At 45.1% G+C, this 26,864-nt stretch carries 22 protein-coding genes and 1 riboswitch; of the genes, 7 read left to right on the top strand and 15 right to left on the bottom strand.

What is annotated here, in order from left to right; genetic code table 11:
• Positions 1 to 181 precede the first annotated feature (181 nt).
• A complete protein-coding gene (gene mlc, locus IX91_RS09920; RefSeq protein WP_004746625.1) occupies positions 182 to 1,399 on the top strand; it encodes a sugar metabolism global transcriptional regulator Mlc in 1,218 nt (405 codons plus the stop codon).
• 131 nt (positions 1,400 to 1,530) lie between these two features.
• A complete protein-coding gene (locus IX91_RS09915; protein WP_004746626.1) occupies positions 1,531 to 2,475 on the top strand; it encodes a chemotaxis protein CheV in 945 nt (314 codons plus the stop codon).
• 284 nt (positions 2,476 to 2,759) lie between these two features.
• On the opposite strand, the gene IX91_RS09910 is transcribed toward IX91_RS09915, so the two are convergent.
• The 4 genes from IX91_RS09910 to IX91_RS09895 form a co-directional block, all read right to left on the bottom strand.
• On the bottom strand, positions 2,760 to 5,831 hold the full coding sequence (locus IX91_RS09910; RefSeq protein ID WP_004746628.1) for an error-prone DNA polymerase: 3,072 nt from the start codon (positions 5,829 to 5,831) through the stop codon (positions 2,760 to 2,762).
• 15 nt (positions 5,832 to 5,846) lie between these two features.
• Positions 5,847 to 7,247: a Y-family DNA polymerase gene (locus IX91_RS09905; RefSeq protein ID WP_004746629.1), complete on the bottom strand. Its 1,401-nt coding sequence runs from the start codon at positions 7,245 to 7,247 to the stop codon at positions 5,847 to 5,849.
• 2 nt (positions 7,248 to 7,249) lie between these two features.
• Positions 7,250 to 7,927 carry a translesion DNA synthesis-associated protein ImuA gene (gene imuA / locus IX91_RS09900; RefSeq protein ID WP_004746630.1) on the bottom strand — a complete coding sequence of 226 codons (678 nt, stop codon included), beginning with the start codon at positions 7,925 to 7,927 and terminating at the stop codon, positions 7,250 to 7,252.
• Positions 7,928 to 8,079: 152 nt separating this feature from the next.
• Positions 8,080 to 8,823 (bottom strand): YciK family oxidoreductase, encoded by a 744-nt coding sequence (locus IX91_RS09895; RefSeq protein ID WP_004746632.1) that lies wholly within the window; start codon positions 8,821 to 8,823, stop codon positions 8,080 to 8,082.
• A gap of 89 nt (positions 8,824 to 8,912) precedes the next feature.
• Between IX91_RS09895 and sohB the strand changes: the two genes are divergently transcribed.
• A complete protein-coding gene (gene sohB / locus IX91_RS09890) occupies positions 8,913 to 9,974 on the top strand; it encodes a protease SohB (protein ID WP_004746633.1) in 1,062 nt (353 codons plus the stop codon).
• Between the two features lie 83 nt (positions 9,975 to 10,057).
• Here the strand turns inward: sohB and IX91_RS09885 are convergent, their stop codons facing one another.
• The 3 genes from IX91_RS09885 to IX91_RS09875 all read right to left on the bottom strand — a co-directional run bounded on the left by IX91_RS09885 (position 10,058) and on the right by IX91_RS09875 (position 13,129).
• Positions 10,058 to 10,684, bottom strand: coding sequence for a bifunctional 4-hydroxy-2-oxoglutarate aldolase/2-dehydro-3-deoxy-phosphogluconate aldolase (locus IX91_RS09885; protein ID WP_004746635.1), 627 nt, complete (start codon positions 10,682 to 10,684; stop codon positions 10,058 to 10,060).
• 9 nt (positions 10,685 to 10,693) lie between these two features.
• Complete coding sequence (locus tag IX91_RS09880; RefSeq protein ID WP_004746637.1) at positions 10,694 to 11,650, bottom strand: sugar kinase; 957 nt, start codon at positions 11,648 to 11,650, stop codon at positions 10,694 to 10,696.
• A gap of 72 nt (positions 11,651 to 11,722) precedes the next feature.
• Positions 11,723 to 13,129, bottom strand: a complete 1,407-nt coding sequence (locus tag IX91_RS09875; RefSeq protein ID WP_408068354.1) for a PTS transporter subunit EIIC — start codon at positions 13,127 to 13,129, stop codon at positions 11,723 to 11,725.
• Between the two features lie 285 nt (positions 13,130 to 13,414).
• On the opposite strand from IX91_RS09875, the gene IX91_RS09870 reads away from it, so the two are divergent.
• Positions 13,415 to 14,614 (top strand): enolase C-terminal domain-like protein, encoded by a 1,200-nt coding sequence (locus tag IX91_RS09870; protein WP_004746639.1) that lies wholly within the window; start codon positions 13,415 to 13,417, stop codon positions 14,612 to 14,614.
• A 34-nt stretch (positions 14,615 to 14,648) separates the two neighbouring features.
• Here IX91_RS09870 and IX91_RS09865 read toward each other — a convergent pair whose 3' ends face one another.
• The 3 genes from IX91_RS09865 to rrtA all read right to left on the bottom strand — a co-directional run bounded on the left by IX91_RS09865 (position 14,649) and on the right by rrtA (position 17,697).
• Positions 14,649 to 15,365 carry a GntR family transcriptional regulator gene (locus IX91_RS09865; protein WP_004746641.1) on the bottom strand — a complete coding sequence of 239 codons (717 nt, stop codon included), beginning with the start codon at positions 15,363 to 15,365 and terminating at the stop codon, positions 14,649 to 14,651.
• Between the two features lie 222 nt (positions 15,366 to 15,587).
• Positions 15,588 to 17,024 (bottom strand): DEAD/DEAH box helicase, encoded by a 1,437-nt coding sequence (locus IX91_RS09860; protein ID WP_004746642.1) that lies wholly within the window; start codon positions 17,022 to 17,024, stop codon positions 15,588 to 15,590.
• Positions 17,025 to 17,130: 106 nt separating this feature from the next.
• Positions 17,131 to 17,697, bottom strand: coding sequence for a rhombosortase (gene rrtA, locus IX91_RS09855; RefSeq protein ID WP_004746643.1), 567 nt, complete (start codon positions 17,695 to 17,697; stop codon positions 17,131 to 17,133).
• Between the two features lie 3 nt (positions 17,698 to 17,700).
• Here rrtA and IX91_RS09850 point away from each other — a divergent pair, with 3 nt between their 5' ends.
• Together IX91_RS09850 and IX91_RS09845 are read left to right on the top strand one after the other, a co-directional pair.
• Positions 17,701 to 18,312 (top strand): tRNA-uridine aminocarboxypropyltransferase, encoded by a 612-nt coding sequence (locus tag IX91_RS09850; RefSeq protein ID WP_004746645.1) that lies wholly within the window; start codon positions 17,701 to 17,703, stop codon positions 18,310 to 18,312.
• Positions 18,313 to 18,421: 109 nt separating this feature from the next.
• A riboswitch (purine riboswitch) is annotated at positions 18,422 to 18,521 on the top strand.
• 217 nt (positions 18,522 to 18,738) lie between these two features.
• Complete coding sequence (locus IX91_RS09845) at positions 18,739 to 19,752, top strand: adenosine deaminase (protein ID WP_004746647.1); 1,014 nt, start codon at positions 18,739 to 18,741, stop codon at positions 19,750 to 19,752.
• A gap of 47 nt (positions 19,753 to 19,799) precedes the next feature.
• On the opposite strand, the gene IX91_RS09840 is transcribed toward IX91_RS09845, so the two are convergent.
• Genes IX91_RS09840 through IX91_RS09830 form a run of 3 tightly spaced genes read right to left on the bottom strand, consistent with a single transcriptional unit; the run spans position 19,800 to position 23,781 of the window.
• Positions 19,800 to 21,116: an anti-phage deoxyguanosine triphosphatase gene (locus tag IX91_RS09840; protein ID WP_004746649.1), complete on the bottom strand. Its 1,317-nt coding sequence runs from the start codon at positions 21,114 to 21,116 to the stop codon at positions 19,800 to 19,802.
• 56 nt (positions 21,117 to 21,172) lie between these two features.
• Positions 21,173 to 22,720, bottom strand: a complete 1,548-nt coding sequence (locus IX91_RS09835; protein WP_004746650.1) for a DHA2 family efflux MFS transporter permease subunit — start codon at positions 22,718 to 22,720, stop codon at positions 21,173 to 21,175.
• A gap of 2 nt (positions 22,721 to 22,722) precedes the next feature.
• Complete coding sequence (locus IX91_RS09830; RefSeq protein WP_004746652.1) at positions 22,723 to 23,781, bottom strand: HlyD family secretion protein; 1,059 nt, start codon at positions 23,779 to 23,781, stop codon at positions 22,723 to 22,725.
• A gap of 122 nt (positions 23,782 to 23,903) precedes the next feature.
• Here IX91_RS09830 and IX91_RS09825 point away from each other — a divergent pair, with 122 nt between their 5' ends.
• Positions 23,904 to 24,812 (top strand): LysR family transcriptional regulator, encoded by a 909-nt coding sequence (locus IX91_RS09825; RefSeq protein WP_004746654.1) that lies wholly within the window; start codon positions 23,904 to 23,906, stop codon positions 24,810 to 24,812.
• Here the strand turns inward: IX91_RS09825 and yfbR are convergent.
• The gene (gene yfbR, locus IX91_RS09820) at positions 24,805 to 25,404 is read right to left on the bottom strand and encodes a 5'-deoxynucleotidase (protein ID WP_004749332.1); all 600 of its coding nucleotides are present in this window, start codon (positions 25,402 to 25,404) and stop codon (positions 24,805 to 24,807) included. The genes IX91_RS09825 and yfbR overlap by 8 nt on opposite strands.
• A gap of 71 nt (positions 25,405 to 25,475) precedes the next feature.
• Positions 25,476 to 26,690, bottom strand: coding sequence for a pyridoxal phosphate-dependent aminotransferase (locus IX91_RS09815; RefSeq protein ID WP_004746660.1), 1,215 nt, complete (start codon positions 26,688 to 26,690; stop codon positions 25,476 to 25,478).
• Positions 26,691 to 26,864: the final 174 nt, after the last annotated feature.

Here is a 26,864-nt window from a genome sequence, read left to right as displayed (position 1 = left end):
GAAGACATATTTATTAATGCAAAAAAATAGGAATGGATTTGTGATAAATCCTTCGCTATTTGATTAGGTACACAAACAAACATGTTTATACGTGACACTTGTCACGGCAATCTATCAAAGCTCTTCACAATTACTTCGCAAAGTAAAAAAATTACCAGGTTGTTGATATTCGGAGCACTCCATGTACATGGCTCAACCTGGCCATATTGATCATATCAAGCAGGTCAATGCTGGCCGTGTATATAAACTCATTGATCAAAAAGGCCCAATTTCTCGTATCGATCTCTCGAAACAGAGTGAGCTTGCGCCTGCAAGTATCACCAAAATTACCCGAGAGCTGATTGAGGCACACCTTATTCATGAAACGACGGTTCAGGAAGCGACCAGCCGTGGCCGTCCTGCTGTCGGTCTGCAAGTGAATAACGAAGGTTGGCAGTTTTTGTCGATGCGTCTGGGGCGCGGATATCTGACGATTGCACTGCACGAACTTGGTGGTGATGTACTGATTGATACCAAGATTGATATCCATGAAGTCGACCAAGATGATGTATTAGCCCGCCTATTGCATGAAATCGATGAGTTTTTTCAAACCTACTCAGAGCAACTTGACCGCGTGACCAGTATTGCGATTACGCTGCCTGGCTTGGTTAACTCAGAAAGTGGGGTTGTATTGCAAATGCCTCACTACAATGTAGAGAATCTACCCCTTGGCCCTGAGATCTACAAAGCGACAGGTCTTCCGGTCTTTATTGCTAACGATACGCGCGCTTGGGCATTAGCAGAGCGCCTATTTGGGCATTCACAAGAAAACGAAAACTCGGTACTTATTTCCATCCACCATGGTTTAGGTGCAGGTATTATTCTTGATGGCCGCGTTCTGCAAGGTCGCCACGGCAATATTGGTGAACTCGGGCATATCCAAATCGATCCGAATGGTAAGCAGTGCCACTGTGGTAACCGAGGTTGTTTGGAAACCGTCGCCAGTTCGCAAGCGATTCGAAATGAGGTCGCTGAACGAATTGCTCAAGGAGAGGCGTCATCATTGGCTGAAATTGAAGAAATTTCGGTAGAAGATATTTGTGAAGCGGCGGCGAATGGCGATCCATTAGCGGTTAACGTAATTGAAAAGCTGGGTGGTTATCTTGGCTCGGCCATTGCGATTGTGATTAACCTGTTTAACCCTGAGAAGGTGTTGATCGGCGGTGCGATTAATCAGGCCAAAGAGGTGCTCTATCCAGCTATTCAGACTTGTATCGAAGAGCAGTGCTTACCCGTTTACCATCAAGACTTAGAGCTGGTGGAGTCGCGTTTCTACAAACAAGCCACTATGCCTGGTGCTGCTTTGATTAAGCAAGCCTTGTATGACGGCCTGCTATTGATGAAAGTAATTGAAGGATAGTGTTTTCTGAGCTGTCGCTCTCCTTTATCTTTCTAGTAAACCCATATAATCTTGAATGATATATGGGTTTATTTTTATCTTAGTCTTGCTATAGACTACTTTTGTTATATACACATTTGTTGGGAAGCAGTATGTCTGGAGTATTAAATACCGTCGATCAGCGAACTAACCTTGTCGGTGAAAACCGTTTAGAGTTGTTGCTGTTTAGTTTGAATAGCCGACAGGTCTTCGCCATCAACGTATTTAAAGTGCGTGAGGTCATTAAAGTTCCACCACTGACTAAAATGCCAGGCTCTCACCACCATATCACTGGTGTTGCCTCTTTACGTGGCGTTTCTGTTCCTGTGATTGATTTACGTGCTGCAATCGGTTTTCCGCCATCTCGCCTAGATAACCAAGAAGAGAACCTAATCATCACTGAGTACAATCGTACCGTTCAGGGTTTTCTTGTGGGTCAGGTTCGAAACATCATCAATACTGCGTGGACAGAGATCCAGCCGCCGCCGAAAACAGCAGGAAGAGCGAACTATCTCACTGCAATTACGCAAATTAAAGACGGCAAAGGCTCTGAAATTGTCGAAATTATTGATGTAGAGAAGGTACTCGCACAGATTATTGATTACGATATTTCAATTTCTGAAGGCGTTTTAGACAACAACTTAGTCAATGAGATGGTAGGACGTAATGTCCTTATTGTTGATGATTCTTCAACAGCCCGCTCTCAGGTGAAGGGCACGCTTTCTCAGTTGGGGCTTAACATCATTGAGTGTCGAGATGGGCTTGAAGCTTTGAATTTGCTTAAGTCTTGGAGTGATGAAGGGAAGAATGTGGTCGAAGAGTTGCTACTTATGATCACCGATGCCGAAATGCCAGAAATGGATGGTTATAAGTTGACGCATGAAGTGCGCTCAGACCCTAGAATGAAAGACCTCTATATCACTCTCAATACGTCACTGAGTGGCAGCTTTAATGAGGCTATGGTAGAGAAGGTAGGCTGTGATCGCTTTATCTCGAAATTCCAGCCAGACTTGCTTGTAGAGGTCGCTCAGGATCGATTAAGAGATATATTATCCTGATAATACTTGTTAACACTTATTGCTGATGCTTATTCATTGCATTGCTGTTATAGTAACCAAGTTATTTTGCAGTGCGAAATGACTAGAACGATTAAATACAACTGTTCATCAGAATCTTAAGGTTGTTTCTATTCATGATATGGTTTACGTCTAAGGTTGTTATGACCTTATGCATGTTACTGTACAGGGAATACAAGAAAAGAAGTATGGAAGCTGAAGACGAGTTGTAACTTGTCAGCGTTAATTCAAAAGGGAGCCTTCGCTCCCTTTTTGCTTTTATCGCTCTAGTGAAAGTCGCGAGATTTACTTCTGAGCCCTTGCAGTTTATCTGTCATATCAATCAGCCTTCCTGCAATCACATGATGAACCTCGCCTTCTTTTTCCAAAATCCCTTTGACTTGCAAGATCTTGGCTGTGAGATAAGCTTCCTTTTGCGCCCGAGCCGTTGCTTTCCACACCACGACGTTGATGTTGCCAGTATCATCTTCTAGCGTGAAAAATGTCACGCCAGCAGCCGTCCCCGGCGCTTGTTTTCCAGTCACAACGCCAGTCACAGTGACTAAAGATTGGTGATCTTTTTGCACCAAATCTTTCATTCGCGTAAATCGCCCCAACTCACCGGCGTCATCGAGCAAAGTGACAGGGTGTTTAGCGAGTGACAATCCAGTGGCAGCATAATCTTCAAGTAATGTTTGGCTCTCTGAGGGAGTGGCAATAACTTGGCTTTCAGGCTCTTCGATGTCTTGAAACAGAGGTAAGTCCGAAAGCGAATCCATCATTGCCCAGCGGGTCTGATAACGATTGTGGCTAAGTGAATGCATGGCATTGGCTGAGGCGAGCAATTCGACATCTCGCTTGGATAAACCGATATGTTTGATTTGCCCTGCATGGGTAAATTGGCCTTTGTCTCTGGCGTGTAATAGTTGTTGTGCGCTCTGCTGACTGAGTCCTTTCACTTGTCTTAAACCCAATCGGATCGCCAATTTACCTTGCTGATGGACAACTTGGTGGTCGTACATGGAAGCATTAACGCAAACAGGTAACACGATGACCTTATGTCGCCGCGCATCCTGTACAAGCTGTGAGGCGCTATAAAAACCCATCGGTAGGCTATTGAGCAGTGAAGTATAAAAGGCTTCAGGGTAATAGTGTTTGAGCCAGGCGGAGCAATACGCGAGCACGGCAAAGGAAGCGGAATGACTTTCTGGAAAGCCATATTCACCAAAGCCTAAGATTTGGTCAAAGATGCGTTCAGCAAACTCCAGTTGATAGCCACGGCTGAGCATACCTTCTACCAGCTTGGTTTTAAATTTGACTAGGTCGCCACTCTTTTTCCAAGCTGCCATCGCTCGGCGCAGTTGATCCGCTTCACCGCCACTAAAACCGGCAGCAACCATGGCTATCTTGATCACTTGTTCTTGGAAAATAGGTACGCCAAGGGTGCGCTCTAGCACGGCACGAACCTCTTCGGAAGGGTAATCGACCGCTTCTTCTCCATTTCTCCGCTTCAGAAATGGGTGCACCATGTCCCCCTGAATCGGGCCTGGGCGGACAATGGCGATTTGAATCACTAAGTCATAGTAAGTGGCGGGTTTTAAGCGTGGCAGCATGCTCATCTGCGCTCGTGACTCTATTTGAAACACGCCGACCGTGTCTGCACGTTGGATCATCTTATACACCTGCTCGTCATCTTGGCGGCGAGTAATCTCAGCAATCGTTAGTGTTTGGTTATGCAGACGCTGCACTAAATCAAAGCATTTACGAATAGCCGTGAGCATGCCTAAAGCCAGTACATCGACTTTAAGCAGTTTGAGAGATTCGAGATCGTCCTTATCCCATTGAATGACGGTGCGATCGGGCATTGACGCATTTTCAACTGGAACTAGCTCATACAAAGGCCCTGCAGCAATGATAAAACCGCCGACATGCTGTGAAAGGTGACGCGGAAAGCCAAGAATCTCGTTAACTAGATTAATGAACTGTTCGCCTTTGAGAGAATCAGGCTGTAGCCCGAGTTCGACGATTTGAGCTTGCCAACCAAGTGCTCGGTCACGGCGATTAACATTTTTAATAAAGTAATCGAGCTGACTCTCTTCAATGCCTAGCGCTTTGCCCACATCACGCACCGCGCTTTTGAAGCGATAAGAGATCACGGTTGCTGCTAGAGCCGCACGCTCTCGACCATACTTTTGGTAAATGTACTGGATGACTTCTTCACGGCGTTCATGCTCAAAATCGACATCAATATCGGGCGGCTCATCGCGTTCGGCACTGATAAATCGCTCGAATAGCACTGAAATTTGTCTAGGGTCTACAGAGGTGATTTCAAGGCAATAACACACCACGGAGTTGGCCGCAGAACCGCGCCCTTGGTAGAGGATTCGGCGACGTTTAGCGAACATCACAATGTCGTGGATGGTGAGAAAATAAAACGGGTAGTTAAGCTCATCAATCAGCTTAAGTTCTTTGTCTATTGTTGCCTGAATATCGCTTGGAACGCCTTCAGGAAAGCGCAGTTTCTTGCCATATTCGACCAAAGCGGTGAGGTAGCTCATTGGAGTATAGCCATCGGGAACCAGCTCGCTAGGGTATTCGTATTGCAGATGGCCTAAGCTAAATTCGCAGCGCTCGGCGATTTTTACGCTCTCTTGCAGCCATTCAAGTTTAAATAGCTTGGCGAGTTTTTCCTGACTACGCAGGCTTCTCTCTGTATTGGTTAGTCGCTGTTCGCCTAATTCATTAACGCTACAACCGGACTGAATAGCGGTCAGCGTATGCTGTAGAGGCAAACGGGTTGCAGTATGCATGAGCACGCCACCGCAGGCGCTAATCGGTAGTTGTATCTCTTGAGCGAGTTGCTCACAGTGCTCAAGGTATCGCTTATCATCAGATTTGAGGTGACGCTGAATACCTAGCCACAGTCGGTGTTGATGATGCTGAGCAAGCCAGTTTCCCCATTTATGGTCACTGGATGTATGACTGGGTAACCAGAGAATGAGGCAGTGCTTGGCAGACATTAAGTCCCATTCAGAAAGTTGATAGCTGCCTTTCTCGGAACGCCTTCTCGCATTGGTGATGATACGGCAGAGCTCAGCGTAAGCCTCTCGGTTTGGGCACAACAACACGACCTGACACTCTTGGTTAAGCCAGAACATACTGCCGACAATAAGCTCAATATTAAGCTCATGCTTCTTGCTTGCCGTGTAAGCACGTACCACACCAGCAACTGAGCATTCATCTGTGATCGCTAAGGAGTGATAACGCAGAAAATCTGCTTGCAAGATCAGCTCTTCAGCATGTGAGGCGCCAGTGAGAAAAGAGAAGTTACTTTGACAAAAAAGCTCAGCGTAAGACATCACATTCGCTCCGGACTAACAAAACAATCCATGGACAAACCAGTGCTTGTCTTGATTACGAAATACCCATAACCAGCGCCCTTGCTCACTACGAGCGACAAAGTAATCGCGGGTCATATCATCACCGTCCCACCAGCCTGTTACGAAGCGTTCAGGGCCTTGCATGATGGAGACTTTCTCTTGTAAAGGTTCTGGCGCAGGCAAAACAATATTCGGTCGCAGTCTTTGGCTTGCTGCCTTGGTTGGAATAGGCAGGGTAGGGTCACAGAGAAAGGTGGCTTTTTCTGGACGAGGGTCGTGACTATGCGCCACTTTACGCACCTTATCTTTGCCCAATTTTGCCTGTAGTAAGCCAATTAGCTCTAACTCAGTTTGCTCGCCTTGAAAGCCTTTAAATAGGTCTGCGCTGGTGGACTCAAGCTCTCCACTGCGAATCAAACGCAGCGTCAGCCCCTGCACGGGAGCATCGAGCTTTAATGATTCCATTGTTAACTGGCAGAACGTCATCCAACGAGTGGCAAGGTAATCGCCACTGGCAGAGTAAAATGTCACCGACGCATCGTCTTTGTCTCTTTGATGTAAGATCAGCTCTAACTCATAGCCAACTTGGTTACGTAGTGTCAGAAACCATTCTAGCTTGGTGAGTAGTTTAGCGAGCGGTTTTTCTAGCCACTGAATGTTTTCAATATCAAAGAGCAACTCTTGATAGTTTTCGAAGTGCTCTGGTGGGTGGTAGAAATCAATAGGGTGCTTAAACTGTCCCATCAATTTGCCAACATAGTTGACCAAATCAATATCAAAGCGGCGAGCGAGATCTTTGATTGGGATATCGAGCAAGTCGCTTAGTGTTGTGATGCCAACCCGCTGGAGCTTTTCCACCGTCTTGTTATCAAGCTCGGTTGCCGTAAGAGGAAAAGGCTTGATGATCTTGATAAGTTGCTCTTTCTCTAGAGTCAGTAGCGCAGCATTGGCTTTTCCTAAGGCGATAGCCGAGAAAGGAGAGAAGCCGCTCGAATAAGAGTAGTTAAGCTGAAGTTGCGTTAAATGCTGTGAAACGCGTTGCCAATAGGGTTCTAGCCCACCGTAGAGTGACAACATATTGGTGGCTTTGAGTAACACGCCTTGCGGTGGCAACAGACAAATATCTGAGGTGACCATATATAGCCACTGGGCAATATCAAGCAGAGTTTGCTGCTCAACCTTTTCATCATAAGGGTGAACTTGAAGCTGGTGACACATCGCACTAGCGCTGCCTAACCCCATGCCCGTTTGTACCCCTTGTTGACGGGCGATCTCATTACATTGGACGATCTTAAAGCGCTTAGATTCAACAATCGCCAGTGGTAAAGATGCCTGCTCTGAGAAAAGTGCATCAAGTTGTAGAGTTGGAAAGTGTAGGTAGATCCAGCTTTGCATAACTACCCTTGCTGACGAATTGGGAAAGGGATAATTACAGGCGGTTTAGGTTGCAACGTAAGGCTAGGCCAAGCTGCACTCATATCAATCACAAAGCTGCCTTGAGGCCAACCACCTTTACGTTTGGTGATGGTAATTTCTACTCCCAACGCGTGTGGAAGGAGTGTCATACTTAAACTGACAGGCAGTGAAAACAGACTTTTTTTGGCCATTTTAAAGATAAAGTGCAGGCAGTTTCCATGTTCGCTGGCAACCTGTAGGCGTCTTGCTTGATGAACTTCTAATTCGGGATGCCAAAGCAATACATTGCTGCATGCACCGCTGCGTAAACATTGTTCGGCAGCCCAAAGTGCCTCTTTATCATTTTGTGGGTAGATGAGTAGGACTTTATTGTTATCTAAACCTTCATTATTAAGCTGCTCAGCACACAGGTAACCAGGAGGTTGAATGAAAACAGATAACCTCTCTTGGCTGGTGTTTTTTAGGTGCGGCAAAAGTAGGCGTAATTCACCAATACTGGAGGCACCTTGCAGTTCGACAACCCCATGCTTAGGAAAGCCGCCTTCAAGCTTTTGATCCAAAAGATCATGCCCAGTTGAGTAGTAGTCTCCGCTGTCAGGTGTTTGAGAACCCGACCAAAGCCATTGTTTTTGCTTAAGATGTTCGATTAATTCATACATAACAAAATACCTGTATATATATACAGTATAAATTATTATTAATTATCGGCAAGGGGATGAAAGATCGAATGGATAAAAAAACGCCTTGTGTTTCTATTTTGAAAACACAAGGCGTTGAATTTTATTGGGGTTTGTCACCTAGAAATTAGGAGCTATTTTTTAGGCTGAGCATCGATACACTCGCCATTGACTGCTTTACCTTCTGGTGCCATCAGGTAAAGGTAGAGAGGCATAATATCCTGTGGTGTTTTGAGCAAGTCTGCATCTTCAGCAGGGTAAGCTTTAGCACGCATACCTGTACGAGTTGCGCCAGGGTTAATCGCATTGACGCGGATTGTGGTATCGCTAAGCTCATCAGCAAGGATCTGCATCATGCCTTCAGTGGCAAATTTCGACATAGCATAAGTACCCCAGAAGGCACGACCACTGTGACCAACCGTTGATGAAGTAAAGACAATACGCGCGTCTTCAGATTTATGCAGTAGAGGCAGCAATGCTTGAGTCATCAGGAACTGAGCCTTGACGTTGACCTGCATAATATCGTCATAAGTATCTTCACCGATTTGATCGAATGGACTAATCACACCAAGTAGGCTTGCGTTGTGTAAAACGCCATCTAAGCGACCACATTGACCTTCAATGGTATCAACCATATCAAGGTAGTTTTGCTTAGTCGCGCCTTTCATATCGAGTGGGATAATTGCTGGCTGAGGGTATCCCGCCGCTTCAATTTCGTCGTAAGTCTGTTCCAGTTTTTTCACTGTACGACCAAGTAAAATCACTGTTGCACCGTGCTCAGCATAAGAGAGAGCAGCTTGCTTACCAATGCCAGCACCTGCGCCAGTCACCAGTATGACTTTACCTTTCAAGGCATCTGAAGAAACAGCATATTCCACGATGTGTATCCTTATTGTAATGATTTACTTTATGATTCCGTAAGATGGTGGTTACAATACACTAATTCGCACAATAGAGGATGCTCACATTGGAATTTTTGTTGGACTATGGGCTGTTTTTAGCCAAGATTGTGACTGTTGTGGTCGCGATTGTAGCGATTTTAGTGGTTGCTAAAGCCGTTGGTGGTAAAAGCGGTGGCGCGAAAGGTGAGTTGGAAATTACTAACTTAACGGATCAACACAAGCAGACCGTTGAGCAGTTAGAGCACCATCTGCATGATGAAGCGTTTATTAAAGCGCGTGATAAAGCAGAAAAGAAACAAGAGAAAGAGAAAAACAAATCTCGCGAGAAAGAGATCAAGAAAGCCTCAAAAGAGGGCGATCTTGATAGTAAACGTGAACCTCACCTGTTTGTTCTCGACTTTAAAGGCAGTATTGATGCTAAAGAAGTCGCTTCATTACGTGAAGAGGTGACGGCAATCTTAGCTGTGGCTCGTGAAGGTGATGAAGTGCTACTGCGTTTAGAGTCTGGTGGTGGCATGGTGCATGGTTATGGCCTTGCATCATCACAGCTAGATCGTATTAAAGCAGCCAATCTGCCCCTGACTATTGCGGTAGATAAAGTCGCGGCAAGTGGTGGTTATATGATGGCATGTATTGCAGACAAAATTGTGTCAGCACCCTTTGCCATTGTTGGCTCCATCGGTGTGATTGCCCAGCTACCAAACTTCAATAAAGTGCTGAAAAAGTATGATATTGAGTATGAGCAGCTCACAGCGGGTGAATATAAGCGTACTTTAACCATGTTTGGTGAGAACACGGACAAAGCGCGTGACAAGTTCAAACAAGAGCTAGAAGAAACACATGGCCTGTTTAAAGACTTTATTCGTGAACGTCGTCCTGACCTTGAGTTGGATAAAGTGGCAACAGGTGAGCACTGGTTTGGTACCCAAGCTCACGGTCTAGGCTTGGTTGATGAGATCAAAACTTCAGATGATCTTGTAGTTGAAGCGTGTAAAGACAAAACCGTACTTGCGATTCACTACGTAGAGAAAAAGAAACTGACCTCAAAGCTTGCTGGATTAGCAGGTGAAGCGGCAGACAATGTATTAATGAAGCTGATTGATCGCGGCCAACGTCCGATTGTCTAATTCACTGCATACTGAATACTAAAGCGCCCACCTATTTTGGTGGGCGCTTTTGGTTTTTCCGAGCTGAAGCAATAACAGGATAGTTATTTCACTAGTTCAACTGCTTCACGTGTGAGCTTGGCAAGCTCATCCCATCGACCTTCAGCGATAAGCTTTTTATCAACCATCCAAGTCCCACCGCATGCTAAGACGCGAGGAACAGCGAGATAATCTTTGATGTTGGAAGGGTTGATGCCACCTGTCGGCATAATATGAACGTCCCCGTAAGGAGCAAGCAGTGCTTTAACCATATTGATACCACCTGATGCTTCAGCAGGGAAAAACTTTAATGTAGTTAAGCCCATTTCGAGAGCGGCTTCAATAGTACTTGGATTGTTGACGCCAGGTACGATATCAATACCGATCTCTTGGCATGCGCGAACGGTATTTGGGTTAAAGCCCGGCGAGACAATAAAGGTAGCGCCGGCTTGTTGTGCTGCCAGTGCTTGCTCTTTATTTAACACTGTGCCTGCGCCAATTAACATCTCAGGTTGCGCTTCTCTTAGTAATCGAATTGCTTCAACCGCAGCATCGGAGCGGAAGGTAATTTCAGCGGCTGGTAAACCATTTTCAACTAACACCTTACCTAAAGGCAAAATATCCTCTGCGTTATCGACAGCGATGACTGGGATGACTTTGAGTGCTTTTAGCTGCTCGTTTAAGTTAGACATTGTTTTTTCCTATCTAAAGTTTTGCTTTGCGGTATTCGTATGTGATTTAGAAATGATAGCGCCTTTATGCTGAATGACTTCTCCAGCAAGTTGATTGCCATTGTGGCACGCACGTCTAACATCTCCATCTTCGAGATAAGTAGCAAGGAAGCCACCGTTAAATGAGTCTCCGGCAGAGGTAGTATCGACAACGTTTTCAATTAAAGTCGTTTCAACATGATAAGGTTCAAAAGTGCTGTGATCTGAGACTAAACAGCCTTTAGGCCCAAGTTTTATTACTACAGTTTTGACACCAAGAGACTGTATGCGAGTAATAGTGTCTAGTGGCGTTTGATCACCCCAGATGAGTTGTTCATCATCAAAGGTGACTAAAGCGAGATCTGTGGCTTGGTACATCGATTGGTATACAGACTTAACGGTTGAGTGTTTCTCACTTGACCACAATGAAGGGCGGTAGTTACTGTCAAACACCACTTCAGTTCCAGACGCTCTGAGCTCATTCAGCAGTTGGATCATTTGCTGCCTATCTTGAGTTGGCAATATGGCTAAGCTAATACCGCTTATCATTACCATATCAGCTAACTTAAGTGATTGTCGAACATAAGAAAAGTCTTGGTGCTGAAGTAGGTATTTTGCAGCAGACTGTTCACGCCAATACAGGAATGTTCTTTCACCCTTGTCATCCAGTTGAATCAGATAGAGTCCAGGAGAGCGATTGTTGTCTGTTAGCACCAAGTTAGTGTCGATACCTTCCTGCTCCCATCGAGCTTTCATTTCTTTGCTCAGCGGGTCACTTCCTAGCGCAGTGACATATTGTACTTTTGGAGCGGGCCTCAAGCCTTGATGGCTTCGGCAAAGATAAATGGCGGCATTGAGTGTGTCGCCACCGAACGTTTGTTGCATATGACTAAATGGTTTGCCATTGAGTTCAATCATACATTCGCCAATGATTGAGATTGTCTTCATAGTATAAATTCTTATAAAGCGCATCAGGCCTGCTTGTGTTGGGGGAGCAGACCTGATGGTGACTTGAAGCGATTACTTATTGTCTAAGCGAACGAACATCATAGTTAAAGCGAAAGATAAGGCGAAAACACCACATACACCAATAATCGCTTGAATGAAGTTTTGGGTACCACCTGCTAGGTAAGCCGGTAAGCTAAATACAGACGATAGAATATAGCTGGTTAGGTGAGTATCAATCGTCACTGAGATTGCGCCAAAGATACCCGCTGCCAAACTCGCCATGAACAGAGCTTTTGTGTATTTGGTTAAAACACCGAATAGAGCGGGTTCTGTAATACCGAGAATCGCAGTGATACCCGAGCCAGCCGTGATCGAAGATTGCTCTTTCGTTGCTGTTTTGCGTTGTTTGTACCAGATAGCCATAGTGGCTCCAGCAATAGCGAGGTTGCCAAGACACATGATTGGCATGAGTAAATCTTTGCCGTACAACGCGAAATTGTTCAAGCTGATTGGTGTCATGCTGTGGTGAATGCCGAATACAATAGTAATTGGTCGAGTTAAGCCAAATACAAAGCCAGTAAGCGTAGGTGAGACTTCCAGTAGGGAACTCACAACCCAGCCAGCACCATTACTAAGCCACATGCCTGCTGGAGCAACGACTGATAAAACAAGAGTTGAAGTCACGGTAAAGGCAAGTAGCGGCGTAAATACAGGCTTAGCAGAAGCAGGTACAAGCTTGTCGACCAACGGGGTTATTTTTGATAGAACCCAAACTGCTAGAATAGCCGGGACAATAGCGCCGCCGTAGTTAAGTAGTTCAATAGGCAGCATGCCGAACACATTAAGCTCTGCTTTGCCCCCAGCTTCTGTTAGCAGCGTGGCTTTTTCAAGTAGCTTTGGTGACATCATAGCAGCAGCAACAGCAAGCGCTATATACTCGTTGACCTTAAACACCTTCGCTGCCGAGAAAGAGACCAGCATAGGTAAGAAAAAGAAGACGGCAACGGAGATGGACCTGAAGAAAAACACCGTGTCAGAAGATTCAGAAATGACATTGGTTGCAATAAGCCCCGATAGCAGTCCCATTAACATCCCCGCACCTGCGATAGCAGGAACCACAGGGCCAAAGATTCCAGCCACTATGCGCATGGCGTTTTGAAACAGCTTGCCTTTCTCTTGTTCAATATCGGCGTCTATGGGGGCGGCACTTGCCCCGGAAAGAGCTAGATACCATTTCTCAACATCGACACCTATGATGACTTGAGTTTGTCCCTGTGCGAGAACAACGCCTTTCACCCCTTGGATAGCTTCAAGTTTGACTTTATCTGCTTTGGACTCATCGACCAGCTTAAAGCGTAGGCGAGTCATACAGTGGGTAATGTTTGCGATGTTCTCTTCACCACCAAGTGCGGCGACCAATTCTTGTAGTTTCATGCTAAAGCTGTCTGCTTTGTTTGGGGCATTATCGCCAATAGCCATGTTGGTTTCTGTCAATTGCATCATACTTTCCTATGTGCTTGTCTGCTCGTTTATTGCAATCATCTTAGCGGTTGAGGATTTTAAGCCAATCGACAAAAAAGTGATAAAACTCACATTAAAACAGCTGAAAAATTATTTTTGGCTATTTTGGGGCAATTGGTTCGTTTTTGTTTGCGAAAGTAAATCAGGAACGAACCAGTCATTTTTAAGTATAATTTACCCCTTGAAATCTGCATTTTTTCACTGTTAGATAAAATAAATCCTGTTATCTAGAGATAGTTCAAAGTGAACAAAAATATCATTTCAAATATTGAGTGTGTGATTACCAAACCTGACAGACATAACCTAATAACGGTAATTGTCGAAACTCAGTCAGGACTGACTGGTTATGGTTGTGCGACTTTTCAACAGCGACCTTTAGCCGTTAAGACAATGGTTGATGAATATATCAAGCCATTACTAATTGGAAAGGATGCTAATAATATTGAAGACCTATGGCAAATGATGATGGTTAATTCTTATTGGCGTAATGGACCTGTTATCAATAATGCTATTTCAGGTGTTGATATGGCACTTTGGGATATTAAAGCTAAGCAAGCTGGTATGCCGCTACATCAATTGTTCGGTGGTAAGTCTCGCGATGCTATTCAAGTATATACGCATGCTACTAGCGATACGATGGAAGGGTTATACGAGCAGATCGATAAATATCTAGATCAGGGCTACAAACATATTCGTTGCCAATTGGGTTTTTATGGTGGCGTCCCTGAAAATATTCATACAGCGCAAGTTCCAACATCTGGCTCATACTATGACCAAGATCAGTATGTTGATAACACGTTGGCAATGTTTAGGCAGTTACGTAGCAAATACGGAAATGCATTCCATATTCTGCATGACGTGCATGAAAGATTGTTCCCTAACCAAGCTGTTCAATTTGCCAAAGAGGTCGAAAAATACAAACCATATTTCATTGAAGATATTCTGCCACCAAACCAAACTGAGTGGTTGGATAACATTCGCAGTCAGTCTAGTGTTTCATTGGCGTTAGGGGAGCTATTTAACAACCCAGAAGAATGGAAAGCGTTGATTATTAACCGTCGGGTAGACTTCATTCGCTGCCATGTTTCGCAAATAGGGGGGATCACCCCAGCTCTGAAACTTGGCCATTTATGCCAGAGCTTTGGGGTACGTATTGCATGGCACTGTCCGCCAGATATGACACCCATTGGCGCCGCGGTAAATACACACCTTAATGTTCACTTGCACAATGCCGCAATTCAAGAACATGTTGAATACCAGCCAAATACCCAAGCAGTTTTTCCTAATGCTGCTGAACCGGACAACGGTTACTTGTATGCTTCGGAACGCCCTGGCATTGGTGTTGAGATGAATCTAGAAATGGCGAAAGAATTTCCAGTGACTTATCGACCACATGAATGGACACAAAGCCGTTTACCAGATGGTTCGATTCATACGCCGTAAGATAAAATTGTGTAAGACAGATAAGAAACGACCGCTACTCGCGGTCGTTTTGATCTCGGTAACTCAAGCTCTCAGAGTTAAATTTTGTGTGGTATGTGCACTGATAATCGATATCGATGATATCGCTGACGACGAATACTTCACCTGACTTTAAGAATCCACGATTGGTGATATTCATTGCCGATTTTGAACGTTTGCAACCAAGTAAATCGGCGTCTTCCTTAGATAAGTTGATGGCTCGGTAAGTGGTTAAGTAGCTGTCGATCTCCAGTCCTAGCGAGAGGACATGCTTTTGCAAAGAGCTTTCAATAACAGCTTCATCAATTTTAGGGAAAATGCGGACGGGTAGGCGAGTTTCTTCGACTTGAGTTACTTTTCCTTGAATTAACCGTAACCTTTTTATATGCCAAAGATATTCATCATCTTCAATTGAAAATACTTGAATTTCATGTGGGGTTGGTAACCTTTTATTCAGCTTTATTTTCTTATAAGAAATTTCACCAAATTTATTCTCAGTCACGGAATTATATATAAGTGGTGAGCCAATTATAGATGTATTAACGAAGTAACCAGAACCTACTTTTGATTTTACAATACCGATGGCTTCAAGTTTAGCAAGTGCTTTTCGTACTGAAAATCGAGATAGCTCATATTTGTCCGCCAATTCCCTCTCTGAAGGTAGCTTTACAGAAATAACACCTTGGCAAACTTTGCTTACTATATCTTGAACTAGTTCTTCATATTTTTTCATAATAATTAGGGGTGATTATTTTCTTCACAAGACCACTTTACTGGTTAATTGTAACCTAATTAAATACTTTTTATTGAGGTTTTGATGATCTTCAATTATTTCATCAGTTCAAGGCATATCAAATTGAAGCTATTGGAATGGCAAGTAACAACATGATATGTAGGTACTATGTATTCGATAAAACTAGCCCCACGGAATGTGGGGCTAGTTTATTCGTTGTTACTAAGCTTTGGGCTGCGCGCCTGTAGGCTTGCGATTAGCAGGACGGCGAGGCTTGTTATTCGCGTTGCCTGAACGAGGTTTCGCTTTACCTTCTCCGCGTTGGCTGTTGCCATTTTTGCTCTCGCCCTTTGGCTTACTGTGACCAAAGTGACGTTTGTTCTTGCTGGCTGGCTTATTACCGCGAGCGTTATCACCAGAGCGCTGACCGTCCTGATGTTCGGCTTTTGGTTGCTTAGGTTTTTTCGGCTTCTTAGGTTTCTTTGGCTTAATTGGGCGAGTATCTAGCTTTGACTCAGGCAGCTCGTTGACCGGTTTGAAGCCTTCTAGCTCTAGTCGAGGTAGCACTTGCTGAATTAGGCGCTCAATACCAAATAGCTCACTCGCTTCGGCAGCTTCAACCAATGAATATGCCTTACCGACTTCACCTGCACGGCCAGTGCGACCAATGCGGTGGACATAGTCTTCAGAGACGTGCGGCAGTTCGAAGTTGACCACCTGAGGAAGCTGAGGAATATCGATACCACGTGCGGCAATATCAGTCGCAACTAACACGCGAATATCGCCTGATTTAAAATCTGCTAACGCGCGAGTACGTGCGCCTTGGCTTTTGTTGCCGTGAATTGGCGCTGCTGTAATGCCTTCTTTATTGAGGAAGAAAGCTAAGCGGTTCGCACCATGCTTAGTGCGGCAAAAAACTAGCGTTTGTTGCCAATTACCATCTTGAATAAGCTTGGCTAGCATTGGCGCTTTCTTGCGTTTGTCTGCTGGGTAGATGCTTTGCTCGATGGTTACTGCTGTTGAGTTCTCTTTGCTCACTGAGACTTCTACTGGGTTGTTGACCAAGCCTTTTGCTAGCTCGCGGATCTCAGGTGAGAAAGTCGCAGAGAACAACAAGTTTTGGCGCTTCGCAGGCAGCAAGTTGAGAATCTTACGGATGTCACGAATAAAGCCCATATCCAACATGCGGTCGGCTTCATCGAGTACCAAGACTTCAAGTTGGTCGAACTTAATCGCATTCTGTTGGTAGAGGTCGAGTAGGCGACCCGGAGTGGCCACTAACACGTCACAGCCTTTACGCAGCTTCATCATTTGCGGATTAACTTTAACCCCACCAAACACAACTTGAGAGGTCAGTTTTTGGTGGCGACTGTATTTAAATACGTTTTCCTGGACCTGTGCGGCAAGCTCGCGTGTTGGGGTCAATACTAAGGCGCGAATATGATTGCCTTTCACGCGTAGACCATTGTCCAAACGTTCAAGGATCGGTAGTGTGAAGCCTGCGGTTTTACCTGTACCCGTCTGCGCTGCTGCCATAACATCTTTACCTGCTAGTACGGCAGGAATTGCTTGCTCCTGAATTGGAGACGGTTTGTCATAGCCTTGTTCTTCAATAGCTTTGAGGATTGGGGCAGAAAGGCCTAAAGAGGTAAAACCCATATATTGTTCTCTGTAAGTGGTGTGTGATCGGGCAAGACATCAACAAAAGGTGTCGCCACGAAAAAGGGCGCCATTCTGAGCCCTTTAGCGGTGAACATCAACCAAATTATGACTTGGTTGAAGAAAGTACGCCTTTTTTTGTTAGCAGAAAAACCGTCATCGCCAAGATAAGACCGGATAGAGCACCAAATAGGTGAGATTCCACTGCCACGCGTGCATTGATTATCTCACTTGTCGAAGCTGATGCACCCATTGTCATCTCCCAGCCAACTTTTGCTAGTACGCCAACGACCAACAGCCAGCTACTTTTTCTGTTGTTTAAAGCTTCCTGAAGGGCAAAATAAGCGAATAACCCATGCAGAACGCCAGAGAGACCGACATAACCATTCATGCTACTTAGGAAGTTCAGCCCGCCTATGGCTAGACTAACGATAATCAGGCAAAAAAGGAGTGCCTTGGGGGACGGCTTGAAGATAAAACTGATCACCCAAAGACCGGCGAGATTCATCCCTAGATGGGCAAAGTTGGTATGAGTGAAGTTTCCTGTTAGGATTCGCCACCACTGACCTTCAAGAATAAAATAGCGTTGCCAGTTAACTTGGGAAGCGAAAGGTTCGAACTGAAGGCCTAGGCAAACTAAGCTGATAGCAATTAACAGAAGTAATAAGCGCACACTATGTCCCGATACTGTTCTCAATGTGGAAAGTCACTCAAAGCTTGTATCTGTGAGTGGATACAAAGCCTAACATCGAATGTCGAGTTGGTCATCCTACAACACCACAGTGAAACAAACAGACCAATGGGAACGGCGCGAATACTCAAGCTGTCACTCGCCAATAGCTATTGCTTTGAAGGGGAAGACTTTTCTGTTCATGATAAGCTCAACCAATTGCTGTACGACGAGTCCTATCATCACTTTGTGCTCTATCCGGGAGAAGGCTCTGTGAGCCATACACAAGTCGCCGAAAAGTTATCTGCCGAGCAAAAGGTAAGGGTGATCCTGTTAGATGGCACTTGGAAAAAAGCCTATAAGATGTGGCAGCTATCAACCAATTTACACGCTCTGCCGTTAATTCACTTACCTGATGACTTGCAAGGTAATTACCGTATTCGCAAAGCGCCAAGCGATAATAGCCTCTCGACAGTCGAGGCAGGCTACCACATTCTATCGCTACTGGAACCAGAGACAGATTTCCTACCTTTAATCGATGCCTTCAACCAAATGATCGAGTTTCAAATTCAGCAAATGCCACCGGGCGTGTTTGAAAAAAACTATCGCGCGGATTGAACAGGCGAATTGGGAATAAGCGGCAAAACCCAACAAAGCGACTACACTTGATCCAAGTGCGATGTTGTCAATGAGTACTTTATCCAAGTACAATGCCGCGCAATCGTTTAGTTACTACTAGGCGAAGCTTCGTATAATCCCGCTGATAAGGTGTGGGAGTCTCTACCTGAAACCTCAAATTTCAGATTACGAAGAGTTAAGTGCATGGCGCTTTTCTCTTTGTATGTCAGAAAGCTAATTTAGAGAAAAGTGCTTGTTTACCCTTCATATTTGAAGCTGCAGCGTTGTTGACTGCATAAATTCACCGGAACGCCGGCCGCCCGAATCACATAGAACTTCTATGCTCATAGGGCTGAATTTATTGGTCGCCTAGCTGCAACTCCAACTATTTTGGGTATCTCGGTTGATATGAATGGAGAGACAAGCATGAACCAAACCCAATTTATCCAACAACTTCCAAAAGTTGAGCTGCATTTGCATATAGAAGGCTCCCTTGAGCCAGAAATGATGTTTGAACTCGCTCAGCGCAATAATATCGCGTTACCTTTTACTACCCCAGAGGAAGTGAAGGCCGCGTATCAGTTTACTAACCTTCAGTCCTTTTTAGACATCTATTATCAAGGTGCAAATGTTCTTATTCATGAGCAAGATTTCTATGATCTGACTTGGGCTTACTTGTTACGTTGTCAGCAAGATAATGTCATCCATACTGAGATATTCTTTGACCCGCAAACTCACACTGAGAGAGGGATTGCGTTTGAGACCGTGATCAGCGGTATTCACCGCGCACTAGAAGATGGCCGTGAGCAACTTGGTATTACTAGCCAGATCATCATGTGTTTCCTACGCCACTTAGACGAAGAAAGTGCCTTTGATACCTTATTCCAAGCCCTTGAGCATAAAAGCAAGATTGTTGGTGTCGGTTTGGATTCTTCGGAGCTTGGTCATCCGCCAGAGAAGTTTGCCCGCGTATTTGCTAAAGCGATAGAAGAAGGATTCTTAACGGTGGCTCATGCAGGGGAAGAAGGTCCTGTAAGTAATATCTATGATAGCTTAGAGCTATTGAAGGTAAGCCGTATTGATCATGGTGTGAGATGCTCTGATGACGAAAATTTATTGCACGCTTTAGCACAAAGCCATATGCCACTAACGGTATGCCCACTATCTAATACTAAGCTCAAGGTGTTTGAAGATATGCATGAGCACAATATTGTTGAGCTGCTAAGGCGTGGTATTTGCGTGACGATCAATTCTGATGACCCTGCTTACTTTGGAGGTTATATGACAGATAATTTCTTGGCTGTCGCCGAAGCACACTCAATGACCAATCAAGAGCTAGCGAAGTTTACCCGCAATGCGATTGCCGCCAGTTTCATCAGTGATGAAGAGAAGCAAAAACTAAGAGAAAAGCTGGGCGAATTTATTAGTTCGGTGAGTTAACTCGCTGGTATGAATCAAGAGGGCAGCGATAACGCTGCCCTTTATGTTTAGTGAGAGGAAAACAGTTGCTGGTGGAGCCTTTGTGCGTGTCCATCTGTCATCGAAGATATGTAATCAGCAATGACTCGAAAGCCCGCACTCTCACTCTCTTTGTCTAACCACTTCTGGCGTACATTGATGGGCAATAATCGCTCTGGGTCAGCGCTGAGTGCCTCGAAAATATCCATAATGATCTGCTGACCCTTGTATTCCACCACTTGAACGTGAGGCACTTGTATTACATAGTCACTGACAAACTTCTTCAATACATCGAGTGCTTTTGCCATCGAAGGTTCTAATACGGCATTGAAAGCCAACAGTTCGCTTTGGAACGGGGCATCAATTGGTTTGATGGAAATACTAGTCAGCAGCGCGTTAACCATGCCACCAATCGCATCTTTGCGCTGGTAATGAGTTCCGGCAAAAAGCATCTCGGTAATTGAGGCAATGTGTTTTTCAAACCAAGGATCACCGCATTCCGACAAGTGGCTAGAAGCACCTTCAATCCACTGGTGGCGATTAACCATTCCCAGAACAATCGCATCTTCAAGATCATGCACACCGTAAGCAATATCGTCCGCGAGTTCCATGATTGAACAATCAATCGATTTATAGCGAGTTTTGCTATGCTGGATGTCACTGACTTTCTCTTCACGCATCTGGCTGAATAGCAATTTATCTTGTTCACTTAAAGGCTCGACAACCCAGTCAAACAAGGTTTTATCGCAGTCGTACAGCCCTTTTGCCGGCGACCAATCTTTCGCTTTTAGCTTACGCTGGTGGGAAACACTGTCTGGAACCTTTGCGGCGCGAGTCTGGCTAATCATCGCAGGGTATTTGATTAAGCCAAGCAAAGTACGGCGCGCCAGATTCATACCAAATTGTTCGGTGTAAGGTTCCAGCTTGGTCACGATGCGAAAGGTTTGGGCATTGCCTTCAAAGCCGCCATGTTCCCGCATCATATAATTGAGTGCCACTTCGCCGCCGTGACCATAGGGTGGGTGACCAATGTCATGAGCAAGGCATAACGAATCGATCAGGCTGTCACTGGGTAATAAGTCTCTAAACTCCGGTTGTTTCTTTTTCAACTGGGCGACTATACCTGTGCCCAATTGAGCGGCCTCTAATGAGTGAGTTAAGCGAGTCCGGTGAAAGTCGTCGAAGCTATTACCATGTACTTGGGTTTTTGCTTGTAAGCGGCGAAAAGCGGCAGAGTGCAGGATGCGCGCCCGATCCCTTTGATATGGACTGCGGTGGTCATCACGACGGATTTTATGCTCATCATCGTGGCGTTCATGCCATAAATCGCTGATTTTAAACGTCATAGGCTACGCTCCCCTGTTTCTTCTTACCGTACACGTATACGCTAGTGACTGCAAGATCAGTCGCGCATCGTCAGAATCAGCATTGCTGCGACAGCGAGAAAGCCAGTCATCATCAGAAACACATCGTTATAAGCCATAATCGCCGCATCTCTTTGCATTGTAGCAACCAAACTGGCTTGAGCTTGCTGCAACGCTGTTGCGCTATCACTGCCTGCTTGAATAAAGAAGCTCTGTTGTTGTTGCAGAGTTTGCCAGCCTAACTGACTGACAGTGGGTAGCGACTCTTTGATATGAGCCAAATGTTCGCGCGTTTTGTTATCAAGCAAAGTAGCAATCACCGCGATACTGAAAGCACCACCCAAATTGCGCATAACGTTAGTGAGGGTGGAAGCATCAGGCGTCTCATGCTTGGCGATGTTCTTCATCGCGACTAAAGATAACGGGACCATGATAAATGGGCTACCAATGGCACGCAGTACCATGGATAAAATCAGTTGCTGACCACCAAAATCAACGGTCATATGAGTGTTGACGTAACAACTTAAGCCAAACATGGCAAAGCCAAATGTCACTAAGTATTTGGGCTTAATGATTTGGGTTAACTTTGGTACGAGCGGAAAAATCAGCAGCTGCGGAAAGCCCATCCACATCAACACTTCACCGATCTCCATCGCGTTGTATTGCTGAATCTGGGTGAGGTACATCGGCAGCACATAGATCGAACCTAATAGCGCCATACCAAGAATCAGATAAGCGATACAAGACATCGCAAACTGTCCATCACGTAGCAATCGTAAGTTAACTAATGGTTTTTTGTGCTGCAGTTCATTAATCACAAAATAGACTAAGCTCACGGCGGATATGATCGCCAAGGTGATGATAAAGCTAGAGCTGAACCACTCCTCGCGATTGCCTTCTTCAAGTACGACTTCTAGGCAACCTAAGCCCAGTGCCATAGTTGCTATACCAAACCAGTCTGCATTTTTGAGTGTTGCTAGCTCTAGAGGCTCATCATCCAAACCATAGCGAATCATTGCGATCACTAAGAAAGCGGGCGGAATGTTGATATAGAAGATGTAGTGCCAAGAGAGATTTTCCGTCAACCAGCCACCAAACGTTGGGCCGATAGAGGGTGCAAAAGTGGCAGTGACACCAAACAGTGCCATACCTACCGCCCGTTTATTGAGAGGCAAAAGCTGCACGACCAATGAAAAGGCAAGAGGGATCAGAGCGCCACCGCTAAAGCCTTGCATCGCGCGGAACACGATCATTGAGGTCATATTCCATGAGAAAGAACATAACAGTGACGAAAGGGTAAAGATCGCGGTTGTCCAAGTGAGATATCGGCGTTTTCCCAGTGCTTTTGATAGCCAACCGCTGAGCGGAATGGCGATCATTTCTGCCACGAGATAAGAGGTTGAGATCCAAGAACTCTCATCCAATGTCGCAGAAAGTGCTCCTTGAATATCTTTTAGCGAAGAGTTGGTGATTTGAATATCAAGAATTGCCATAAATGCGCCAATGAGACCACCAAACAGGGCGATCCAGTGGCGCGTCGGCACTTGTTGCTCTTCAACATTGGGACTAATTGCAGCATCTGCCATGACTAGCCTCGCGTATCAATGGTCGCGATAACAGACAAACCTGGAAGCAAGCGGCCTTTTAGCTCTTTAGCATCAGGAATCGTGATTTTGACGGGGACACGTTGAACGATTTTGGTGAAGTTGCCTGTCGCATTTTCAGGTGGCAGTAGAGCGAACTTCGCACCAGTGGCGGGAGAGAAGCTATCAACAACGCCTTCTAGATGCTTGCCAGGAAAAGCATCCAGCTCGACTTCGACTTTTTGCCCTTTATGAATGCCGCTCAGTTGAGTCTCCTTGAAGTTGGCTTCGATCCACACTGCGTTATTTGGTACTAGGCTCATCAATGGTGCGCCCGCCTGAACTAACAGACCTTCGCGAACGCTTCGTTTGCCTATGATGCCATCCGTTGGTGCGTAAACTTTGGTGTAATCCAAGTTTAACTGAGCTTGTTTTAGCCCTGCTTGCGCTTCTGTTACTGAAGCACGTGCTTGTTCAATTTCACTGGCAATGACATTCAATTGTTCGTTTGCTGCATCTAGGCTAGCTTTCGCTTCGTCAAGTTGTGCCATTGTAACTTTTTGCTGAGCGAGCATGCTGTCTACTTCATCTTGAGAAGCGTAGTTGCGTTTTAACAGGCTGCGTGAGCGTGCCACTTGCTGAACGGCGCGATCGTACTCTGCTTGCGCTGACTCAACTTGGCTCTCAGCTTGGTGAATTTGGCTGCGTTGCAGTTTTTGCTGAGCAACGAGGTTGTGCTCACTCGCTTCGGTGACGGTTAGGTGTGCTTTAGCTTGCTCTAGAGCCGCTTGATAATCGCGGTCATCTATTTGTACTAGTAGGTCACCCTGTTTTACCGCTTGGTTATCAGTGATGTAAGACTTAGCGATATAGCCTGAAACTTTAGGACTGATACTGGTGATATCACCTTGCAAATAGGCATTATCGGTAGACTCGAAGTATTGACCATAAGTGAGCCAGTAACCACCACCCAGCAAGCCTAGTGACAGCATAATTGCGGTGGCAATTAATGGGGCTTTGTTGCGTTTGCGAGGCATGGCTGGGGCGTTATGGTTTTCGGTCATAGTGATTCTCGTTGGGGGAATAAGGATGTAACAAATTGTAAAGGAATTGGATTGGTTGATAAGATAGGAAAAAATGAAAACACTGTTGCACAAATTGTTCTAATTAAGAGAGAGGAAATTCAATGGACTTAAACGCTATAACCGTTTTTGCACAAGTGGTTGAGTGTGGAAGTTTCACCCACGCGGCAGAGGCATTGAATATGACTAAATCCACGGTCAGTCGAAAGTTAGGGGAGTTAGAACAACACTTAGGTGTGAGATTGATCACTCGCTCCACACGTAGCCTAATGTTAACGCCGGAAGGGGAACGCTTTTATCAATCTAGCCAACAGATGCTGGAGCTTCTCAATCAGGCAGAGCTGGAAGTGAGTGCTAACCAAGACTTAATCAGAGGACCGCTCAATGTCGTCTTTCCCGTCGAGCTTGGTCAACAAGTGTTAAGTAAATACATTCACCAGTTCTTGGCCGATTATCCTCATGTAACGTTAAATCTGGAGCTGACGAATCGTGAAGTAGATATTATATCTGAGGGCATTGATCTTTATGCGCAAATCGGTGAGCTAGAAGACTCGAGTCTTATTTCAAGGTATCTGACATCATCAAAGCGGGTTTTGGTTGCTAGCCCAGAGTATCTAGGGAAATTTGGTCAGATTGATAGCCATCTCGATCTCACTGAGCCTCATCGAGTGATTGAGGTGTTTAACAAAGGTGCACGTTTACCAAAGTGGCAACTCAGTTTAGAAGATGGATTCTCTTATTTGATCGACTTACCGTATCAATTAAGAGTGAATACCATTACATCTTGCCTTAATGCCTGCATTGACGGATTAGGTATCGCAGTGCTTCCAGAGTTTATCTGTTTAGAGCATTTTAACAGTGGCAAATTAAAACATCTCCTGCCTCAATACTCGATGCCGGAAGTCAGTGTTAGCTTGGTTTATGCCGACCGACAGTTAATACCAAAGCGTAAGAAGGTGTTCATCGACTACTTGTTAGATGCTTTCCATAAAGAGCATCTACATACTAGCTGATTTCATCTAATGATAGCTCAAAGCTAGGCGCAAAGGTATGGAGGAAATAGTCCATCTCTGGTGTGCGGCGCTCTTGCAAAGTGATATCAAGACGCTTCTTGGCTAACGCATATTCATGGTTTCCTGCACTGAGTTCCTCTAGACACTTCAAGTAGGCACAGATGGTGTCTGCTTGCTTCACTATGGCGGCATCTTCGGTATGGGCAGACTGAGAGACTAGAAAGGGCGCGAAATCATCGCGAAACTCTTCAGGCAGCATAGAGAGCAGTTTTTGCTCTGCCGCAGCTTCGATCTTTTTGTATTCTTTGGCTATCTCTGGGTTGTAGTATTTGACGGGGGTCGGTAAATCCCCAGTAAGCACTTCACTGGTGTCGTGATACATACCAAGGATAGCGATTCGCTCCGGATTTAACGTTCCACCAAACTTTTTGTTTTTGATCACGGCTAGCGCGTGGGCAACAAACGCGACCTGCAAACTATGCTCTGAGATGTTTTCCGTCGAGACTGAACGCATCAAAGGCCAACGCTGAATCAGCTTCATACGCGCTAGGTGAGCAAAAAAGTGACTTTCCTTTGGATTACTGTTTGGCATTTGTTCCTCCCTAAACGAAAAAGGACACTCGATGAGTGTCCTTTAAGCATATGAAAGTTCAGCGCTAATTACTACTGACTATAAGTTGATAAGAAGCGTTCAAAACGACCTATCGCCATTTCCAAATCTTCGACATGCGGCAAGGTCACAATGCGGAAGTGATCCGGTTTCGGCCAGTTGAAGCCTGTTCCTTGGACCAGCAGTACTTTCTCTTGAATCAAGAAGTCGAGCACCATCTTTTGATCGTCTTTGATGTTGTACATCTTGGTGTCGATTTTCGGGAAAAGGTACATGGCACCTTTTGGCTTAATGCAAGAGACGCCAGGAATTTGATTGATTAGCTCAAAAGCTTTGTCTCGCTGCTCTAGCAAACGCCCACCAGGCAGGATCAGTTCGTTAATACTCTGATAGCCACCTAATGCGGTTTGGATAGCATGTTGCATCGGCACATTGGCACACAGGCGCATCGATGAAAGCATATCGAGACCATTGATGTACCCTTGAGCTTGATGCTTAGGTCCTGTAAGGAACATCCAACCGCCACGGAAACCACAAACACGATAAGCTTTTGATAAACCGTTAAAAGTCACGACTAGCACATCTTCTGTTAAGGTCGCTACCGATGTGTGTGTCGCACCATCATAGAGAACCTTGTCGTAAATTTCGTCGGCAAAAATGATCAGCTTGTGCTGGCGGGCAATCTCAATGACTTCTAGTAAGAAGTCACGACTGTAAACCGCACCTGTTGGGTTGTTTGGGTTGATCAGAACAATGCCGCGAGTTTTTGGCGTTATCTTGCTTTTAATGTCGTCTAGGTCTGGATACCAATCCGCTTCTTCATCACACATATAGTGAATGGCTTTACCACCGGATAAAGCAACAGATGCGGTCCAGAGTGGGTAGTCAGGCGCAGGGACGAGCATTTCGTCACCATTGTTTAGCAAAGCCTGCATTGCCATAACGATAAGCTCTGATGCACCGTTACCTACGTAGACGTCTTCGACATCAAGAGAGCGTATACCTTTACGTTGGTAATGTTGAACCACCGCTTTACGGGCAGAGTAGATACCTTTTGAATCACAGTAACCTTGCGAAGTTGGCAGATTACGGATTACATCAACCAAAATTTCGTCTGGGGCGTCGAAGCCAAATGGGGCAGGGTTACCGATGTTCAATTTCAGTATTTTATGCCCCTCTTCCTCCATGCGCTTAGCATGTTTGAGTACAGGACCCCTAATGTCATAGCAGACATTGTCGAGTTTTGACGACATCCCGATATTTTGCATTGATTAAAACCTAAATATTATTGAATTTCTTTATTAAAGTACCTGAAAAAGAGGTTCTTTAGAATAAAAATCTGATTAGATAACAACATTTAATGCCTTGTAGCACGCCCGTTATCACAGGATTTTGCAAAACATTGGTTTCAACCTTGATTTGAGTAGGGTCTATAAATAGAG

This window comes from Vibrio tubiashii ATCC 19109, from assembly GCF_000772105.1.
In the GTDB taxonomy this organism is placed as follows: Bacteria; Pseudomonadota; Gammaproteobacteria; order Enterobacterales; family Vibrionaceae; genus Vibrio; species Vibrio tubiashii.
This window is presented reverse-complemented; position numbering and strand designations above follow the sequence as displayed.